Source organism: Parazoarcus communis SWub3 = DSM 12120, from assembly GCF_003226565.1.
Taxonomy (GTDB): Bacteria; Pseudomonadota; Gammaproteobacteria; order Burkholderiales; family Rhodocyclaceae; genus Parazoarcus; species Parazoarcus communis.
The window spans coordinates 14402-31183 of sequence record NZ_QKOE01000022.1; the positions used below are offsets into that span (position 1 = coordinate 14402).

Here is a 16782-nt window from a genome sequence, read left to right on the forward strand (position 1 = left end):
GATCAAACCTCGTCGGCCAGCGCAGCAGGCCGGTTCTTGATTTGTTGCAGATCATCGACGATGCGTTGTTGCGACATCATGCTCAGGTCGATGATTTCACGCGCCTGTGCAACGTAGTACGCCATCTGCTCGTCGCTGCGGTTCAGGGACTTGTCCAGCGCCTCTTCGATGCGCTGAAGGTTGCCGGCCAGCTGCGCGCTTGCCGTGCCAAACTGCTCCACCGCGGCTGACATCGCCTCGCCCAGGCTGGCGACTTCGACTGCGCTTCCGTCCAGCTGGCTGGCAAGTTCGCCCATGCGACTGGCCTCGGCATCGACACGGGTTTGCAATGTGTTGGTGGTGCGCTCCAGCAAATCCGCCGCCGTACCCACCAGCGCGTCAATGGCGGCGCGTTGTTCGGTGGCGGCATGATTGATGGCATCGAGCAGCCCTCCCATGGTTTCCATGATGCGGCTGCGCTCGACTAGCATCTCATTGTCGCGCGCGATGCTGGCCGACAGTTCCTGTCGCAGCTGGATGATGACGTCGGCTGCGGCGCGCGGTGCCTCGGCCGCGGTCTGCATCAGTTGGGAGACCTGGGAAAGGGTGGCCGCCGTCTGGGCTTCGGTGTGGGTGGCGATGCGCTGTGCGGTTTCCTCCAGCTTGCTGCAGATGCGGTTCTGCTCTGCGCTGGCATGGCTTGCGGCATCCTGCCAGGATTGCTGCGCGGCGGTGGTCATCGCGTCCAGCGCGGCCTGTTGGGTGGCGAGCCGGAGGTCGTCCCGGCTGGCCAGTCCGGCTTGCAGGCTCTGGGCCTGTTCATGCAGTGTGTTCGCCAGTCGTGCGCTTTGCTCGGCAAACGCGTTGGTCACGTGGGTCAGCGTCGCCTCCAGGCGTTCGCCCAGCTGGCTGTTGGTCAGCGTCTGCTGGCTGGCAGCGGCCTGCCAGGCTTGCGCGGCCTGCTGCGCGCCGGCATCGACGCGCTTGCCCAGCGCATCGAGCTGGGTCTCGATCGCCGCAATCAGCTGTTGTTGCTGCTTGCCCGTCTCGCGCGCCAGGCCCGTGGTGCGCTCGGCAAGCTGTCTGCACAGATCGGTGTGGTTGTGACCAATGGACTCGAGGAATGTGGATGCATCCTGCTCGAGCTTCCGGGCATGGGCATCGAGGGTATGCTGCAACTGGCGGACGAGTTCCGTGCTGCCCTGGGTGTGCGCATCGACGGCCGTCGTCCAGCGAGCGCTGACCTGGCTGATGCTGTCGTCGAAGCGGGCGCTGACCCCATTCAGGTGCCGGGTGACGGTGTCGGCAACCTGGCTCTGCAGTGCAGTGGTCTCTGCTGCAATTGCGCGCATGGTGGCCTCGACGGCCGGTTGCAGGGCTTCCCCCGCCAGGCGGGCGCTGGCTGACAGGCTGTCCTTCAGCGACTGATCCACCGCAGCCGCCAGCCCGGTGTAGCTGGCGCGTGCTTCGTCATGGAACTGTGCCTGCGCCGCGGCAAGCTGGGTGGCCGATTGCTCGCTGCGCTGGTTCAACTGGTCCATCATCGATTGCAGGGCATCCACCAGCCGCGGCAGCACCTCTGCTTGCCCCTGCAGCGCCCTGAACGTCTGTTGACGCTGGTGGGTCAGCGAGAACTCGCGCAGCGTGGTGGCGATGCGCGCCTCGAGTTGTTGCGCCGCCTGCAGGCGGGCTCGGCGGCACAGTACCGACATCAGCCCCAACATGGCCGATGCAGCCACCCCGGCAATCGAGGTGCCAAACGCCACACCCAGCCCCTTCACCGGGGCTGCGAGTGCGCTGCGGATGGCCTGCAGATCGGTGGTGTGCTCGAGTGCCACAAAGGCACCGTTGAGCGTCAGCACCATGCCGAGAAAGGTGCCCAGCATGCCGAGCAGTACCAGCAGGCCTACCAGGTAAGGGGTCAGCACTGGCGCAGGCAGGCCAGTACGTTCGCCCTCGATGCGTAGCCGTACCGGGTTCTGCAGGCTGGGCGGTAGCTGTGCCAGCCAGCCGCCCAGTTCGGCGGGTGGCGAGGAGAGCGTATTCAGGGTCTGCCTGAGTGAGCGGGTCGCGCGATCAAAGCTCAGCAGCTCCAGCGCGCCGGCCAGATAGGCGGCGGCGATGATCAAGGTGACGCCCAGCGCGACCGGGCTGTGGCCGATGTAGCCGGCTGCGGTCCAGCACACGACGGCGAGGCCGGCGGCAAAGGCCGCCATGGTTAAAGGTCGGTTCATTGAGTCGGGTGTTCCTCGTTTTCCAGTGTTTCGATCAGGCCTTCGACTGCTTGCAGGCGGCAGGCCAGCTCGGCGCGCAGCACGGACTGCATGTCGCGGCAAAAACGCAGCAGCCAAGCGCCGGGTCGCATCCACTGCGCAGGCAAATCCGCCTGATCCGCCGCCAGCGCTTCGCGGTGGGTTTGATACAGACGTTCGAAGTGCCGCGCAAGCAAGGCGGGCAGGTTGGCCAGCAGGGTGCGCTCGCGTGCTGCCAGGCCCTGCTCCAGCACCGCATCGAGCGCTGCCACTCTGGCCAGCGGGGCCGATTGCTCGCTCAGCACCAAGCGCACCTTGGCACGCAGGGTGGTGACGGCATGACTCATCTCACGTTGATGGCTCAGGTAGTAGCGGTGATAGGGGGCGAAATCGGAGGCGCTTTCCACGCTGTCGTTGGGCAATGGGCAGGGCAGGGCAATCCGCACCTTGTCCGATCCGGACAGACCATCTGCAGCGATTGCCTGGGTCAAGCCGCCTGCGACACGTGTCAGCTCGCTACGCAAGGCGACGGCAACCGAATCTGCGGCCAAGCCTGGCAAAACCGTGGGGATGCCCGCATTGAGGGCGGAGTACAGCGCCAGCGAATCGGAAAAGTCCAGCCACTGCCCCAGCCTTTCGGCAAAGGGTTGGCGGTTCTCGACAGGATCGGCAACGGCCAGATCGGCCAGTACCCGGACCAGCGTCGAAGTGTTCAAACGCGTACGCGGCAAACTCTGCGCCATTGTGCAACCCGACGCCCGCTTGGCGAAAAAGGCGCAAGGCTACTATAAAAATCGTTGTCGGTCAGTGCCATGGAGGCCAATCGGAAAGGCGGGATCGATTGTCTGTGTCGATGACACCACCCTGCGGCTACCGGAGCGCGCCTGTATACGACGTTTCCGTCTCCGCATCATCTTGAGCGGGGGCTGTGGCTCAGCTGGCACCGGTCCAGGCGTGAATTTTGCTGACTTGCCTGGGAAAACTTCTCGGGATACTGCCATGCCTGCCTATTCGCTTGCCGCCTGGGCCTTGGAGCACCTTGCCGCGCCTGTCGATGTCGACTGTACGACAACCGTGATGCTCAAGATTCTCGATGGCAAGTGCAAGATGGGTCCGTACGACAAGGACGTCATTCCGCTGCTGTATGACGCCACCCGTCACCTGCCTGGCAAGCTGCTCGATGATGCGGCACACGCCTTGATCGAGCGGGCGCGGGCGGGCGAGCGGGAATCCCTGGTCAGCGAGATCTACGAGCACCGGGTGCTGGCGGAGACGGCCATCTCGCGTCCGGTCATGAAGGCCTATAAGGCACGGTTGCGGGCCGCCGGCGTGTTGAGTGGCTGATCTTGCCCCCGCAGGCAGGGCTAACTGGGCGTTGCACCCACGGCAAGCCACGACCACATCAGAAGTGACACGACATACATGCCGCGTAAGGGGATATAGGTGCGTTGCACCGCTTTGTGCGGGCGTTGGCGCCAATGTCCGTCAGGTTTGAGCGCATCGGCAACCCTGCCAAAAGCTGACAGGTACTTGTCCAGGGTGATCTCCAGCCAGCCAAAGATCAACGCGGCGGCGACGCCCAGCAGTGGGGCCAGCCGGATCAGCGGTGCCGGCGCCGTGTCGCTGTACAGCACACTGAGAAGTCCGCCAGAAATGGCGACAAATACCGTCAGCATGGCAAAACGCAAGGTGCTGTAGTGGCGGATGCTGGCCATGACTTCGGCGTAGTCATCGTTGAAGCTTGGCGTGGAGCACATGGGCATCCCTCAATACATGTCTGGTTTCAGCATAGAGGTCTGCAGCAGGATGCCCAAGGTCGTGTCGCCAAAGCCATGAGCTCAGTGCCCGGCAAGGGCCGCCTCGATCAGACGGCGCGAGATGCTGACCGGGTCGGGCAGCAGCGGCAGCGCGTCGGCGGCAAACCAACCGGCGGCCTCGATTTCGGCCGGGTCGGGCTTGATCTCTCCGCCAGCATGTTCGGCGAGGAAGGCGACCATCAGCGAGTTGGGGAAGGGCCATGGTTGGCTGCCGAAATAGCGCAGCTGCGTGATTTCGATGCCGACCTCTTCCCGGACTTCACGAGCGGCGCATTGTTCGAGGGTTTCGCCAGGCTCGACAAAGCCGGCCAGCGCGCTGAACACACCGGGTTTGAAGTGGGGGCTGCGTGCCAGAAGAAGACGCTTGCCACTGCGCACCAACACCATGATGGCGGGCGAAACGCGCGGGTAGGCCAGCAGGCCGCAACTGGGGCATTGCATGGCCCATTCGCCGTGCTTCATCGTGTTCGGCGTACCGCAACGGCCGCAATACCGGTGTTGCTGTTGCCAGTCGAGCAATTGTACGGCACGTCCGGCCAGCGCAAAGACCTCGTCCCCCGCCTGCGGAAACAGCGCGCGCAACGGGGTGGCCTCCAGTGCCAGATGTGCCGGCAGGGTGGCGATGTCGGCCGTGCGGCACGGGTGTCCGTCGAACTGCCCGGCGGCCAGGCCTTCGTCTGCAAGGCCAAAATCGGCAGCGTGACCAAAGGGCAGGAGGGGGCCCGTCACGTCGGCGGGCAGGGTGAGGATGCGTTGTTCGTAACGCAGGATCCAGTAGGCGGGCGTGCTCATGGCGGCGGGTTCATTCCGGCAGGGGGATGAATTCGAGCTCGTCACCGGGCACCTTCGGAAAGCGTCCTTCCTTCCAGTCCTGCCGCGCCTGTTCGATACGCGCCTTGCGGCTCGAGACAAAGTTCCAGTCGATGAAGCGCTTGCCCAACGATTCGCCACCGATCAGGGCAATGCGGCTGTCCTCACACGCTTCGATGACGACATCCGGCAGGTCCCGCAGGACGGCCATGGCGTGTGCCGGAACGGACGTGCCTGCGACGCTGAGGCGACCCTGCGCAACATAAACCGCGCGCTCGTCGGCCACGGGCAGTTGCAGTCGCTGACCAGGGCGCAGATGGGCCTCGAGGTAGAGCGTCCGGGCGAACACCTTTACCGGCGAGCAGACGCCGTAGGCGGCACCCATCATCACCCTGACCGGCACACCATCCACTTCAACCGCGGGAATGTCGGCAGCAGGGTAGTGGTGGAAAGCCGGGGCGGTTTCCTCATCGGCCTCGGGCAGTGCCAGCCACAATTGCAGGCCGTGCAGGCGATGCGGCACGGTGCTGACCTCCGGGCGTTCGCGTTCGGAGTGCACGATGCCGCTGCCGGCTACCATCAGGTTGATATCCCCCGGACGGATCGCCTGCAGGCTGCCGAGTGAGTCGCGGTGCAGGATCTCGCCTTCAAACAGATAGGTCACTGTGGCGATGTTGACATGGGGATGAGGTCTGACATTGATGCCTTCACCCGCGGCGAAGTCTGCCGGGCCCATGTGATCGAAGAATATCCACGGGCCCACCATCTTGCGCTGCACCGTCGGCAAGGTGCGGCGCACCGAAAATCCCCCCAGGTCCTTGTCGCGGGGCTGGATGAGCAGCTCGACCGCGGGGCATTCCGGCGTGTTTGTACAGTCTTGTTCTGTTTGCAGATTCAGGTCACTCATGGGGCGTCCTCCTTGGGGGGTGGAGACGGTGGTCGTGCGCGCTCGGTGGCAGAGCCAGACTTTTACCATGTGTTGTCCGCCTTGTGCATGCGCGTGAATAAGGCATCGACCTGCCCGGACTTGCTGCCAGCCAGGTACCGGCGCATGGGCATCGATCTTGCATGAATGCCGTGTCTTCTGCAGGAAACCGACATGAACTCCCACCTGGATTGGTCCGCCTACGAAGGCGGCAGCGACTTTGGCTTTGGTTTTGGCGATGCCTTTGGTGCGCCGGTCGAGCCGGGCAGCGGCTTTGGCAAGGCCGCTGCCGCGTGCAATGGCAAACTGCAGTGCCTGAGTGACGAGCACGAAGTGATGTGCCCGAGCTACCGGGCGACACAGGATCCCCGGCACAGCACACATCATCGCGCCCTGACCCTGCAAGCTGCCGCAGAGGGCCGCCTGGGCGAACACGCTTACGCCAGTGCCGAGATGATCGAGGCGCTGGCGCTGTGTGTCGGCTGCAAAGGCTGCAAGCGGGAATGCCCGAACGGTGTCGATATGGCGCTGATGGTGGCGGAGGCGCATGCGCGGCGCTGGCAGGCCGTGGGCAAGGTACCGTTGCGTGAGCGGATGTTTGCCCGCATGCCCGAGCTAGCGCCCCATCTGGCGCGTGTCAGATCCCTGCTGCGCCTGCGCGACAAGATACCGGGAGCGGCTCGCCTGCTTGAGCGTGTACTTGGCATCGCGGCGGCGCGCAGCCTGCCGCGACCTGCAGAGCAGGCCTTCCTTGACCGGGCACCGGTCGAGCATGACGGCACGGCGGGGGAGGTGGTGCTGCTGGTGGATACCTTCAGCAACCACTTTGATCCCGAACTGGCCGAGGCGGCACAGGCCGTGCTGGTCGCAGCTGGCTATCGGGTGCACCTGGCACGGCCGCAGGATGGCGGTCGTGCGCTCTGTTGCGGCCGCAGCTACCTGTCGTCAGGTTTTGTCGAACAGGCCCGGGCAGAGGCCAGCCGGATGGTCGAGGCACTGATGCCTCACGTCGAGCGCGGCCTGCCCGTGATCGGGCTGGAGCCCTCCTGTCTGCTGATGTTGCGCGACGAATATCACGCCCTGGGACTGGGGAGCGCTGTGGCGGCACTTGCACGTTCGGCGCTACTGCTGGAGGAGTTCCTGGCACGCGAACACGATGCCGGACGTCTGACGTTACGCTTCCCGGATCAAGCCGGCAGACGTGTGCTGGTGCACGGGCATTGCCACCAGAAGGCCTTTGGCGTGATGCCCGCCATGCATAAGGTGCTGGGTTTGATCCCGGGCCTGGAGGTCAGAACCGTCGACTCGAGTTGCTGCGGCATGGGCGGCAGCTTTGGCTATAAAGCCGAGCATTTCGAGGTGTCGATGGCGATGGCCGAGGCCAGCCTGTTGCCCGCGGTGCGGGGAGCAGCGCCGGATACCGCGATCGTAGCCAACGGCACCAGTTGCCGTCATCAGATCCTCGACGGCGCCGGTCGGCCTGCGCAGCACCTTGCGCATTTACTGCATGCCGCGCTGGGACACGGTCGGACCTGACACACCGCACATGTTCCATGGTGTGGGTGCATGCCGGTGCAGCAAAAGTCAATCAAACACGCTGCAGGCAGGATCGAGGCGACGATGCCGGCTGAAACTGGCTTATCATACGGAACTCAGATCAGATCATCGTCCGCTTCTTCCCATCATGCCAGCCAGCCACCGCGAGTTCTCCTCCGGCGCGTTTCATGACGCGGGTGGTGCCGTGCGCCTGGCTGTGCGGGATTCGCGCCGGCCGCCCGCACTTGGCTACGGGCTGGCCTTCAAGGTCACAGGGTCTCCGGCCGTGCTTTCTCCGGCCGTGCGGAGACCCGGCCGGAACTGACTTCCGGCTTCTCCGCACGGCACCTTGCCCGGGGGCGCGTCATGTGCACCCCGTTCAAAGTGCAGTCCGCGGCGAGATGCGATTCATCAAGCAAGACTCCATTTCCGCGACCAGGGCTTCGTGCCGGCATTGATGCTGGCACATCAGGTGCCCACCGGAACATCCATCCGCATCCGGACTGCAGACGTCATGCCGCAAGTTGTCTGCGGCGGGAAGGATGCATATGGAGGTCACACAAATGCTCACCAAGCACTTCGTCAGGGTCAAGAAGCCCTGCACCGACGGATTTCGCTGGTTTGTCCGCCATTTTGACGAGGGCGGCGACTATCAGACTTTACTGGATACGATGGTCGCGGCCGGGCGGGTTGGCGATGCCTGCTGGTTGCTGGAGCAGTTTGGTCCCACTGGCGAGGTCCGGACCGTTGATTCCATTGACGCCGAGGCTATCGTGTTTGCCGGCACCTTGCAGGTACGGGGCAATGTCGAGGTCGACGATCGCCTGTACGTCGGCGGCAGCCTGCACGCCGGTGGCGGCGTGCGCGTCGGCGGTGACGTCCTGCTACGGGGCGATTTGCGAATCGAGGGGCGCTTGCGCGCGGCTGGCCGGGTTCAGGTGGATGGCGACCTGCGTGCGGGCTGGGGGGTGGAGGCACTGTCCGACCTGCGTTGTAGCGGCGAACTGCGCACCGACTGGGACGTCGTTTGCGCGGGACGCCTGCGCCTGGACGGAAGCGCCTTTGTCGGCCTGGACCTGAGTGCGGGCGGTGAATTGCGCTGCGGCAAGGGCCTGCACGTGGGCGGCGAAATCGTGGCCGGCGCCAACCTTCGTGCGGCTCAGGGGATCGCCGCTGGTGGGGATGTCCGCAGCGCAATGCATCTGGAGGCCGGATGGGGGATCAGGGCGGGCGGCAGCATCGAGGCCGAGGGGGCGATTCGTGCCGGCGAAAGTCTGCAGGCCGGCGTGCGCATCCGTGCGGGTCACGGCTATGGGGTATTCGCCGGGCTGGATGTTCAGGTTGAGGACTGGCAAAGCAGCGCCTGGGTCAGTGCGCCGCAAAGGCCTGACGCGCTGATGAGCGGGTGGTGGAGTGGCCCATCTGCCGAACAAGGCGGTGAGACGTGAGTGCACCGGCCCTGTCCATGGTCCCGCAGCTGGGGTTTCCAGCCTTGTCCGACTTCACCGCGCGGTTGGGCAGCGTCCTGCCGCGATGGGCCCGATCGCCGAAGCCTGAGCCCCGGGCCGAGTTGCGCATCGATGTCGTCATCGCGCCCGAAACCATCGAGCAGGATCTGGCCGCGCTTCACCAGCGGCTGCACCGTCCGGGTGATCCGGTCAGCCAATGTGCAACGCTGCCCTTGAACCTTCCCGGCCTGCGCGTTCATCATCGGGTGGCCGATGGCGAAGACTACATTTACGTGGAGGACGTGCTGGGCAGACGGCTGGCGGGATACACCGTCTTCAAGCGCCTGGTCGAACTCGATCGCCGCACCGATCGCCACTTTCGCGCGCCGCATTCCCGTTATGCCGCTGCCTATCAGCGCCGGGGCATCGCTACGGCTGTATATGAGTGGGGCCTGGCAAGGGGAGATTGTTTTGTCAGCGGGGCACGACAGTCGGTTGGCGCACATGCCTTGTGGCAGGCATTGGGCCGGCGTCATCCGCTCGGCTTTGCCGAGATCCGCAGCAAGCGGCTCCATGATCTGGCCAGCCCGCCCGACGAGGCGCTCATGACTGCGTTAAGTACCCGCATGATCCTGCTCGGAAGTGGCTGGAGCGCTGCACGCCTGCGTGCCTTGGGCCTGCTGCACGACGCCGTGGGTGCTGAAGGGGAGCGTTTGCTGCGGCGGGCGTGAGCCCGCCAAAGGGTCTCACAGCAAGCGCTCAATCGCCTTGCGTACCTCAGGGGCATCCGGCTTGACCTTGCTTGGGAAGGTTGCCACGACACGGCCGTTGCGATCGATCAGGTACTTGTGGAAGTTCCAGGCGGGTGCCTCGGCGCGACGTGCCAGTTCGCGGAACAGCGGATGTGCCTGGGCACCCCGGACGTGGATCGGCGCAAACATGTCGAAGGTGACGCCGAAATTCAGAAAGCAGACTTCTGCTGCCTTGGCTTCGTTGTCGGCTTCCTGATCAAAGTCGTTTGACGAGAATCCTGCCACCCGCAGCCCCCTGTCCTTGTACTGCTGATGCACGGCCTCCAGTTCTCGGAACTGGCTGGTAAAACCACAATGGCTTGCGGTGTTCACGATCAGCACCGGCTGACCGGCAAGGCGGTCGGAAAGGCGCACGACCTCGCCCGAGTGCAGACGCCGCAACTCGTGGGCGTAAAGCGCGTTTCCAGCGCTTGTGTCTTGTGCGGATACGGTGTTAGGCAACAGCGTTGCAAACAGCGCAAACATGGCGGGGAGCAGGGCGCGAGCGAACATGATCGAATCTCCGGACAAGGTGGCGGATAGACCACGGGCTCAAGGCGGGGTTCGCGTGCAGGTATCTGTTCGACTGGCAGCAAGGATGCTGGGTGTTCCCGGCCGGTCACCTGCGTGGGCGCTTCAATCGTGAACGCTTTGGGGGAAGCGCTGTTGTGCCTGTTGCGTTTCCAGCAGACCCTTCGTAAGGCCCCATTGTGAGGCAACAGGGTGTCTAGGAAACCCAGGGCAATTCAATCCCCCGCCGCGCCATCCGGCCTGAGTACAACTACAAGCTGCCTCTCCATCCACCGCACCAGCAGCTTGTAGATGTCGAAATCAAACGCTGGCTTGCCTCTGGCGATCAGCGGTCCGGCATCTTCCTCGTTTGAAACGGCCCCGTAGTAGCACCAGTTCTCGACCACGTGCAGTGCGTCGCCTTCGCGTATGCCGATTGCACCGCGGTAGGGCCAGGATTCGATCTTGAGGTGTGCGAGTGCGGCCTCGACGCGGGCGTGGTGATCGGCATAAGGTTCCAGCCCCATGCAGGCGCCGCGACAACGGCGCAGCTGGTGGTTGAAGCAGCGCCCCGGGGTGTGTTTTTCCAGGCCGAGCAGGGGTGGGCACAGGGCGTGTTCTGCGCTGAGGGCGCGCAGCCGCTCGACCGCGGCGCGTCGGTTGCGAAAGAATCCGTACAGCTGGCCGGGGTGGTGGAAGTCCACCTCGCCGGGGCGAACCAGGCTGATACCGGCGGGGCCGGCCAGGTCCTTGTCGAGCCGCCAGGCACACAGGTCGCGGTTGCGTCTTAGCTGGCGGTTGAGGATGGGTTGCAGGGATTTGATCAGGCGGGCTTCTTCAAGCAGGGCGCCAAGCTCGCCTGTGGTGCGGATGTGGTCGATGCGTCGCACCTGCTGGCTGAGGCTCAGTTCGCGGTCGCTCTGGTGGTCGGCGTTGAAGTGTGACAGTACCCGGCTGCGTAGCCGGGTGCTCTTGCCTATGTAGAGCGGAATATCGTTCTCGCCGTAGAACAGATACACGCCGGGTGCTTCTGGCAGGGCATCGACTGCGGTGGGGTCCAGGTAGGGTGGCAGGGCGGGGCGGGCGATCAGTTCCCGGATGTGTGTTTCGATCTGCCGTGGCGGAAAGGTATCGTGAATGTGCTGCCAGAACTGCCATATTGCTTGAGCGTCGCTCAGTGCGCGGTGGCGGCTGCCCACCTTCAGGTCGTGGCGTGCGATCAGGTGGTCCAGGCTGTGGCGTCGCTCTTGCGGAAACAGGCGGCGCGATAGTTTGACCGTGCACAATACCCGCGGCCGGATGTTGACGCCGATGCGACGAAAGGCGGCCTTGATGTGGCCGTGATCGAAGCGTGCATTGTGGGCGACGAAGATGCGGCCCTCGAGGCGGTCGAACAGCTCGTCGGCCACGTCCTCGAAGCGCGGTGCGCTGGCCACCATGTCGTTATGGATTCCGGTAAGCCGCTCGATATGCTCGGGGATGCGCATCGCCGGCCGGATCAGGCTGGACCACTCGCGCACGCCCGAAGCGTCGACTTCGATGACCGCGATCTCGGTGATCGACGCGTGCTGTGCCGGGCCACCGGTGGTTTCGATATCCACAAAGGCAAACCCGTCGACCAGGTTAGCGCAGGTGTAGGCATTCATGGATTGGGGCAGATCGAACAGGGTGTGGGGGGGCGTCGGATTGAGGCCACGCTTGTATCGCTGGAGTCTTTCTCTTGAGCTGTATGAAATTATAGTTCATGGGCGTGGTAGCGGGCGAGTTCCGGCGTTGGCGGCGGGTTTGAAAGTGGATGCATCGTTGTTGCAGCGGCACGTTTCGAGGGGGTGCTCCGCTCTGGCCCGGGCGCTACTGCGTCGGGCAAGCGGCGTCGTCGGCAGCAAACCTGACAAGCGTTATGCCAGACGATACGATACAGGGCTCGTGCAGTGTCCTGGCCGTGCCCACGTTGCGTGGTCAGGCAGGGTTGTCGATGGCTTATAAGAACAGGATGGAGACAAGCGATGAGTGTCATATTCGCCAAGACCCAAAGCGGTCAGGACGAACTGACTGGCAGGGCGGGGGGGCTGACGCCCCGTCAGCGCAGGGTGCTGATCATGGTCGACGGCAAGCGTACCGTGGATGAACTTCGGGACATGCTGCATGCCGACGATCTTCAGCACACGCTGGGCTTGCTGGAAGAGTCGGGTTTCATCGAGGTCATCGGAATGAGGGGTGAAGATGGGGCCGTCGGGCCGATGCCGGACGAACCGCTGCCGTCGATCACCGCTTTCCGGCCTGTGCCTCAGCCGCCTGACCCGAAGGAGATGGAACTGGCGCGCAATTTCATCCAGAACACCCTCAAGACTTTCTGCGGTCCGTTTGCCTATCTGCACATTGTGGAGGCCGCCCATGCCGCAAAGACGCACGAAGCGCTCCGCCAGCAGTTCGATCCGTGGTTCAACGCCATTGTGCTGACGCGTGAAGGGCGCCGCCGGGCCGAGGAGTTGCGGGCGATGCTGTTGAAGGTGATTTAAGCCTGGGTGGGACGGATCCAGGGGCCGATGCGGATGCCGCCAGCCGGGACACGGGCTTGGGAGGGCTGTCTTTGGGGACGTACAAAAATGCCAGGGCCCGATGCTTCGGGCCCTGGCATTGACTTGAAACGGCGTGAAGTCGCGATGTTCAGCGCTTCTTGCCCACCCCGTGGGTGTCGCCCGCTTCGATGTCGGCGGTGTTGTCACCGATGATGCTGAGGTCTTCCTTGGCGCGCTGGGCGGCGTTGGGGCGTTCGATCAGCCAGTACAGGAGCAGGCCGATGGCTACCGCATACACCGTCGACTTGGGGTCGGGCATGGCGAGCGTGACGGCCACGATACCGGCCACGCCACGTTCGCTGGAGGTTTTCAGTTCCTCCATGCCCACCATGATGCAGATGTAGGCGGTCAGCACCAGCGTCAGCGACAGTGCGATCGGCAACACCGGCTTGAACACCGACACCAGTGGCAGGATGAAGATCGCGATCAGGCCGGTGATCCAGAACGTGCCGCCACCGGAATAGATCGAATCCATGGCCTTGCGGCCCAGGGCGTAGCGCTCGGCCACGGTGGCATGCGCAGCGGTCCACAGCGGGCCGGCCAGGCCGGGCCAGGGGGCGAGGAGCGCATGCAGACCGTTGCGGATGGCGGTGACCAGGTGGACGCGGGTAACGTCGAGTTCGATCTTTTCATCCGGACGCAGGTGATCAACCCGCTTGCACAGGGTGAAGCCGACCAGGATGTCACCGAAGGCGATCACGTAAGCGATGATCGCGGTCGGAATCGCCAGCAGGAACATCTCCGGCGTGGGCATGCCGACGTTGAACACCAAGTAGTTCATCATCAGGCCAAAATCCGGCTGGGTGATGCCCCACTGGATGTCGGGCAGCGGGTATTCGCTGACCGCCCAACCAATGATCATGGCCACGAACATGCCGGGAATCATGCCGAAGTTCGAGATCATCTTGGCGAAACGGTTGGTTTCGACGACATGCTTGAACGACAGCGAGAACAGGATGTAGGCCGAAACGATGGAGCCCAGCAGCAGCGAGATCGGGGTGGAGTCGATGCGGCCACCGGTTTTCAGTTCGCCCATCATTGCCGCGATACCGGCGCCGATGATGATGCCCGACTTGAGCGAGTTGGGAATGATCTTGACCAACTTGTTGCCCAGCCCGGTCAGCCCGAGGAACAGGAAGATGATGAAGACCTCGACCTGCAGCGCGAACATGGCCTTGACGGCTTCCGGCCCTGGCTCGAAGGCCTGCAGGTACAGCAGTACCACGGGAATCGCCGGGGTGATCCAGCCCGGTACCAGGGGTACGCCCATCAGGGCCGGCAGCAGATAGCCGATGCCGGCAATCACGCAGAAAGCCAGCGCGGCCTCATAGGGCATGCCCAGGTACTTCATCAACAGCGGAATCATGCCGAGGCTGACCACGAACATGAACAGCCCTTGCACCATCTCCGGGAACTCCCAGCGATAGTGGATGAACGGCAGGCGGATCTTGAACGGGCCGAGGGCCCAGTAGGGATGTTCCGCACCATGCGGACGCTGCATTGCCATTTGCCTCTCCTTTATGTGTTTTTTGCAGCCCGGGAGTCGTGTTGCGCGACTCCGGCTGGCGCTTGCTCCACCGATGCACGGATCGCAGCCCTGCGGGCTCCATACGCATCTGCGCCCTCGCGCCGGGCGCAAGGGTCGCAAAAAAACATGTCCGGAATAGCGCCAAAATGTACTGAATCTTGTCCGCGACGCTGTAATCCCGCAGTCGGGGAAATAGAATCGGGGCTGGATGTGCACGCAGGTGGTGAGCGAAGTGGAGCGAGGCGAATCGACAGGCGAGGCCGGGCGGATGTTGCAGAGGCCGGCGGTGTGTGGTGCTGGCGAATGGATGATGGGATCGTCTGCTCGCGAGGGCGGGCCGTCGGCGGTGGATATGGCCGGGGATGTCAGCCAGGGCGAGCGTCGCCTGCGCCAGATCACTGACACGATTCCGGCACATATCGCCTATTTTGATGGGGACTGGGTCTTCCGCTACGGCAATCGCCGCTACGCAGAATGGTTTGGTACCACCAGCGATGCCATGACCGGGCGCACGGTGGCGGAGGTGATTGGTCCCGAGGTGTTTGCCAAGGTCGAGGCCAGTGTCGGCCGAGCGCTGGCAGGCGAGGAGGTGACCTATGAGTACTCGATGACCCGCAGCTGTGGTGAGGTGCTTTATGCCCGAAGCACGCTACTGCCCGATTTTGGTGTCGATGGCCGGGTGGTCGGCTGCTATGTGCATGCGGTCGATATCACCGAGCAAAGGCGCACCTACGAGGCCTTGGCGCAGGCTCAGAAGATGGAGGCCATCGGCCAGCTGACCGGCGGACTCGCCCACGATTTCAACAACATGCTCACCGTGGTCATGGGGAGCCTCAATGGTCTGGCCGACGCTCTGGGTGAGCATCCTGCCGTGCCGACCTATGTCGAACCTGCGATCGCCGCCGCGACCGCTGGTGCAGCACTGATCAAGCGCCTGCTCGCCTTCTCCCGTCAGCAGCCCATCGATCCGCGACCGGTGGAAATCAACGAGGTCGTACATGGCATGTCGCGCCTGATCCGGCGTTCGCTACCGAGCAACATCACCATCTCTACCATCACTCACGAGGCCGAGCTGGAGGCATTGACCGATCCGTGCCAACTGGAAAGCGCATTGCTCAACCTGGCGCTTAACGCACGCGACGCCATGCCCCAGGGGGGCGAGCTGCGTATCGACTGCACCTTGCAGCCGCTGGATGCGGACGCAGCCGCCAGTCTCGAACTGGCACCCGGCAACTATGTCCAGATTGCCGTCAGCGACAATGGTACGGGCATGGATGGCGAAACCCTGGCGCGCGTTTTCGAGCCTTTCTTTACTACCAAGGAGTTTGGTATCGGCAGTGGACTGGGCATGGCCATGGTGTATGGCTTCATCCGCCAGTCTGGCGGTGGGGTGCGTATCCGCAGCCGGCAGGCGGTAGGGACCACGGTTGCCCTTTTGCTGCCGCAGGCTTCGGTACCCACGCGTTGCACGCCATCCAGATCGAATCCTGACGTGGCTGACGAATCCCGTCTGGTGCTGCTGGTTGAGGACGACGACAAGGTGCGGGAGGTGGTGCGCAAGCAGCTGTCTGCGCTCGGCTATGTGGTGCTCGAGGCAGAAAGTGGGCATGAGGCTGCCGACATGATCGAGAACATTCCGGCGATCCAGCTGGTGCTGAGTGACATCGTGATGCCCGGAGGCATGGATGGTCGTGCGCTGGCCCGTTTTGTCCGCCGCTTCCGGCCTGCACTGCCGGTGGTGTTGATGAGCGGCTACGCCCACGCCAGCCGGCCGGCGCTGGAGCAACCGGCGTTTCAAGTGCTGGACAAGCCCTTCAGCCAGCAGGCGCTGGCCGATATGTTGCTGCGTGCGTTTGCCGACGGAGCGCGGACATGAGCCCGATGGACAAGCCCGGGGCGATGATCCACATCGTCGAGGACGATGCCCGGGTCGCCCAGCTGATTGGTGAGACCTTGCACCGGTTCGGCTATCAGTATCTGGTGTTCTCGTCCGGTGGTGATTTCCTGCGCCAGTTGCGGATATCGCCGCCCGAGCTGTGCATTCTCGATCTTGGCCTGCCCGATATGGATGGGATGGAGGTTCTGCAGCAATTGCGCAGCCGCCATCGCTTTGGCCTGTTGATCGCCAGCGGGCGGGTTGACACCCACGATCGGGTGATGGGGCTGGAGCTGGGCGCCGATGATTACGTTCTCAAGCCCTTCGAGCCGCGTGAGCTGATCGCCCGCGTGCGCAGCATCCTGCGGCGGTATCAGCCGGTGGTGCCTGCAACCGATGGGCAGCGGGTGGCGCATTTTGCGGGCTGGTGCTTCGAGTGCGGCAGCAACGTGCTGATTTCGCCGACAGGGGAGCGGACATCGCTGAGCCTGGCCGAGGCGCAACTGCTGCTTACCTTGCTGGAGCGCCCCAATCAGATCCTGTCGCGCGAGCAGTTGCTCAATGGTCGCGATGTTTCGGCACTGGACCGCAGCATCGACCTGCGGGTTTCGCGCCTGCGCAAGCGCTTTGAACAGGGGGCGCTCGACGGCAAGTTCATCAAGACCGTGTATGGTGCGGGCTATCTGCTGGCGACCACGGTCCGGTGGGCGTGATCGAAGCGTGCGTTGAAC

The 16782-nt window shown here is 63.8% G+C and carries 15 protein-coding genes; 7 read left to right on the plus strand and 8 right to left on the minus strand.

Going from position 1 to position 16782, the window contains the following annotated elements:
• Positions 1 to 2 precede the first annotated feature (2 nt).
• Positions 3 to 2213, minus strand: coding sequence for a DUF802 domain-containing protein (locus DNK49_RS19980; RefSeq protein WP_110528923.1), 2211 nt, complete (start codon positions 2211 to 2213; stop codon positions 3 to 5).
• Positions 2210 to 2974, minus strand: coding sequence for a DUF3348 domain-containing protein (locus tag DNK49_RS19985; RefSeq protein ID WP_110528926.1), 765 nt, complete (start codon positions 2972 to 2974; stop codon positions 2210 to 2212). The genes DNK49_RS19980 and DNK49_RS19985 overlap by 4 nt, the downstream gene beginning before the upstream one ends.
• Before the next feature lie 256 nt (positions 2975 to 3230).
• Between DNK49_RS19985 and DNK49_RS19990 the strand changes: the two genes are divergently transcribed.
• The gene (locus DNK49_RS19990) at positions 3231 to 3575 is read left to right on the plus strand and encodes a hypothetical protein (RefSeq protein ID WP_110528929.1); all 345 of its coding nucleotides are present in this window, start codon (positions 3231 to 3233) and stop codon (positions 3573 to 3575) included.
• Positions 3576 to 3595: 20 nt separating this feature from the next.
• Here DNK49_RS19990 and DNK49_RS19995 read toward each other — a convergent pair whose 3' ends face one another.
• The 3 genes from DNK49_RS19995 to DNK49_RS20005 all read right to left on the minus strand — a co-directional run bounded on the left by DNK49_RS19995 (position 3596) and on the right by DNK49_RS20005 (position 5765).
• A complete protein-coding gene (locus tag DNK49_RS19995; RefSeq protein ID WP_110528932.1) occupies positions 3596 to 3988 on the minus strand; it encodes a hypothetical protein in 393 nt (130 codons plus the stop codon).
• A gap of 81 nt (positions 3989 to 4069) precedes the next feature.
• A complete protein-coding gene (gene nudC / locus DNK49_RS20000; protein ID WP_110528935.1) occupies positions 4070 to 4840 on the minus strand; it encodes an NAD(+) diphosphatase in 771 nt (256 codons plus the stop codon).
• 10 nt (positions 4841 to 4850) lie between these two features.
• Positions 4851 to 5765 (minus strand): pirin family protein, encoded by a 915-nt coding sequence (locus DNK49_RS20005; RefSeq protein WP_110528937.1) that lies wholly within the window; start codon positions 5763 to 5765, stop codon positions 4851 to 4853.
• Positions 5766 to 5957: 192 nt separating this feature from the next.
• Between DNK49_RS20005 and DNK49_RS20010 the strand changes: the two genes are divergently transcribed.
• From DNK49_RS20010 to DNK49_RS20020, 3 genes are all read left to right on the plus strand, one after another.
• Positions 5958 to 7319 (plus strand): (Fe-S)-binding protein, encoded by a 1362-nt coding sequence (locus DNK49_RS20010; RefSeq protein WP_110528940.1) that lies wholly within the window; start codon positions 5958 to 5960, stop codon positions 7317 to 7319.
• 563 nt (positions 7320 to 7882) lie between these two features.
• Positions 7883 to 8767 carry a hypothetical protein gene (locus DNK49_RS20015; protein ID WP_110528943.1) on the plus strand — a complete coding sequence of 295 codons (885 nt, stop codon included), beginning with the start codon at positions 7883 to 7885 and terminating at the stop codon, positions 8765 to 8767.
• Positions 8764 to 9498 (plus strand): hypothetical protein, encoded by a 735-nt coding sequence (locus DNK49_RS20020; RefSeq protein WP_207807055.1) that lies wholly within the window; start codon positions 8764 to 8766, stop codon positions 9496 to 9498. Before DNK49_RS20015 ends, DNK49_RS20020 begins: the two co-directional genes overlap by 4 nt.
• Positions 9499 to 9513: 15 nt before the next feature.
• On the opposite strand, the gene DNK49_RS20025 is transcribed toward DNK49_RS20020, so the two are convergent.
• Positions 9514 to 10071, minus strand: a complete 558-nt coding sequence (locus tag DNK49_RS20025; RefSeq protein ID WP_110528946.1) for a glutathione peroxidase — start codon at positions 10069 to 10071, stop codon at positions 9514 to 9516.
• A 233-nt stretch (positions 10072 to 10304) separates the two neighbouring features.
• Positions 10305 to 11714: a 3'-5' exonuclease family protein gene (locus tag DNK49_RS20030; protein WP_110528949.1), complete on the minus strand. Its 1410-nt coding sequence runs from the start codon at positions 11712 to 11714 to the stop codon at positions 10305 to 10307.
• Positions 11715 to 12074: 360 nt separating this feature from the next.
• Here DNK49_RS20030 and DNK49_RS20035 point away from each other — a divergent pair, with 360 nt between their 5' ends.
• Positions 12075 to 12587: a hypothetical protein gene (locus DNK49_RS20035; RefSeq protein ID WP_110528951.1), complete on the plus strand. Its 513-nt coding sequence runs from the start codon at positions 12075 to 12077 to the stop codon at positions 12585 to 12587.
• 148 nt (positions 12588 to 12735) lie between these two features.
• Here DNK49_RS20035 and DNK49_RS20040 read toward each other — a convergent pair whose 3' ends face one another.
• The gene (locus DNK49_RS20040) at positions 12736 to 14154 is read right to left on the minus strand and encodes a solute carrier family 23 protein (RefSeq protein ID WP_110528954.1); all 1419 of its coding nucleotides are present in this window, start codon (positions 14152 to 14154) and stop codon (positions 12736 to 12738) included.
• A gap of 328 nt (positions 14155 to 14482) precedes the next feature.
• Here DNK49_RS20040 and DNK49_RS20045 point away from each other — a divergent pair, with 328 nt between their 5' ends.
• Together DNK49_RS20045 and DNK49_RS20050 are read left to right on the plus strand one after the other, a co-directional pair.
• The gene (locus tag DNK49_RS20045) at positions 14483 to 16051 is read left to right on the plus strand and encodes a PAS domain-containing sensor histidine kinase (protein WP_243632458.1); all 1569 of its coding nucleotides are present in this window, start codon (positions 14483 to 14485) and stop codon (positions 16049 to 16051) included.
• Positions 16048 to 16764, plus strand: coding sequence for a response regulator transcription factor (locus DNK49_RS20050; protein ID WP_243632459.1), 717 nt, complete (start codon positions 16048 to 16050; stop codon positions 16762 to 16764). The genes DNK49_RS20045 and DNK49_RS20050 overlap by 4 nt, the downstream gene beginning before the upstream one ends.
• Positions 16765 to 16782: the final 18 nt, after the last annotated feature.

What these genes read in the sequence shown, in the direction of transcription:
- DNK49_RS19980 (WP_110528923.1), bottom strand. Translation starts at nt 2,213, where the DNA reads ATGAACCGACCTTTAACCATGGCGGCCTTTGCCGCCGGCCTCGCCGTC.
- DNK49_RS19985 (WP_110528926.1), bottom strand. Translation starts at nt 2,974, where the DNA reads ATGGCGCAGAGTTTGCCGCGTACGCGTTTGAACACTTCGACGCTGGTC.
- DNK49_RS19990 (WP_110528929.1), top strand. Translation starts at nt 3,231, where the DNA reads ATGCCTGCCTATTCGCTTGCCGCCTGGGCCTTGGAGCACCTTGCCGCG.
- DNK49_RS19995 (WP_110528932.1), bottom strand. Translation starts at nt 3,988, where the DNA reads ATGTGCTCCACGCCAAGCTTCAACGATGACTACGCCGAAGTCATGGCC.
- nudC (WP_110528935.1), bottom strand. Translation starts at nt 4,840, where the DNA reads ATGAGCACGCCCGCCTACTGGATCCTGCGTTACGAACAACGCATCCTC.
- DNK49_RS20005 (WP_110528937.1), bottom strand. Translation starts at nt 5,765, where the DNA reads ATGAGTGACCTGAATCTGCAAACAGAACAAGACTGTACAAACACGCCG.
- DNK49_RS20010 (WP_110528940.1), top strand. Translation starts at nt 5,958, where the DNA reads ATGAACTCCCACCTGGATTGGTCCGCCTACGAAGGCGGCAGCGACTTT.
- DNK49_RS20015 (WP_110528943.1), top strand. Translation starts at nt 7,883, where the DNA reads ATGCTCACCAAGCACTTCGTCAGGGTCAAGAAGCCCTGCACCGACGGA.
- DNK49_RS20025 (WP_110528946.1), bottom strand. Translation starts at nt 10,071, where the DNA reads ATGTTCGCTCGCGCCCTGCTCCCCGCCATGTTTGCGCTGTTTGCAACG.
- DNK49_RS20030 (WP_110528949.1), bottom strand. Translation starts at nt 11,714, where the DNA reads ATGAATGCCTACACCTGCGCTAACCTGGTCGACGGGTTTGCCTTTGTG.
- DNK49_RS20035 (WP_110528951.1), top strand. Translation starts at nt 12,075, where the DNA reads ATGAGTGTCATATTCGCCAAGACCCAAAGCGGTCAGGACGAACTGACT.
- DNK49_RS20040 (WP_110528954.1), bottom strand. Translation starts at nt 14,154, where the DNA reads ATGGCAATGCAGCGTCCGCATGGTGCGGAACATCCCTACTGGGCCCTC.
- DNK49_RS20045 (WP_243632458.1), top strand. Translation starts at nt 14,483, where the DNA reads ATGATGGGATCGTCTGCTCGCGAGGGCGGGCCGTCGGCGGTGGATATG.
- DNK49_RS20050 (WP_243632459.1), top strand. Translation starts at nt 16,048, where the DNA reads ATGAGCCCGATGGACAAGCCCGGGGCGATGATCCACATCGTCGAGGAC.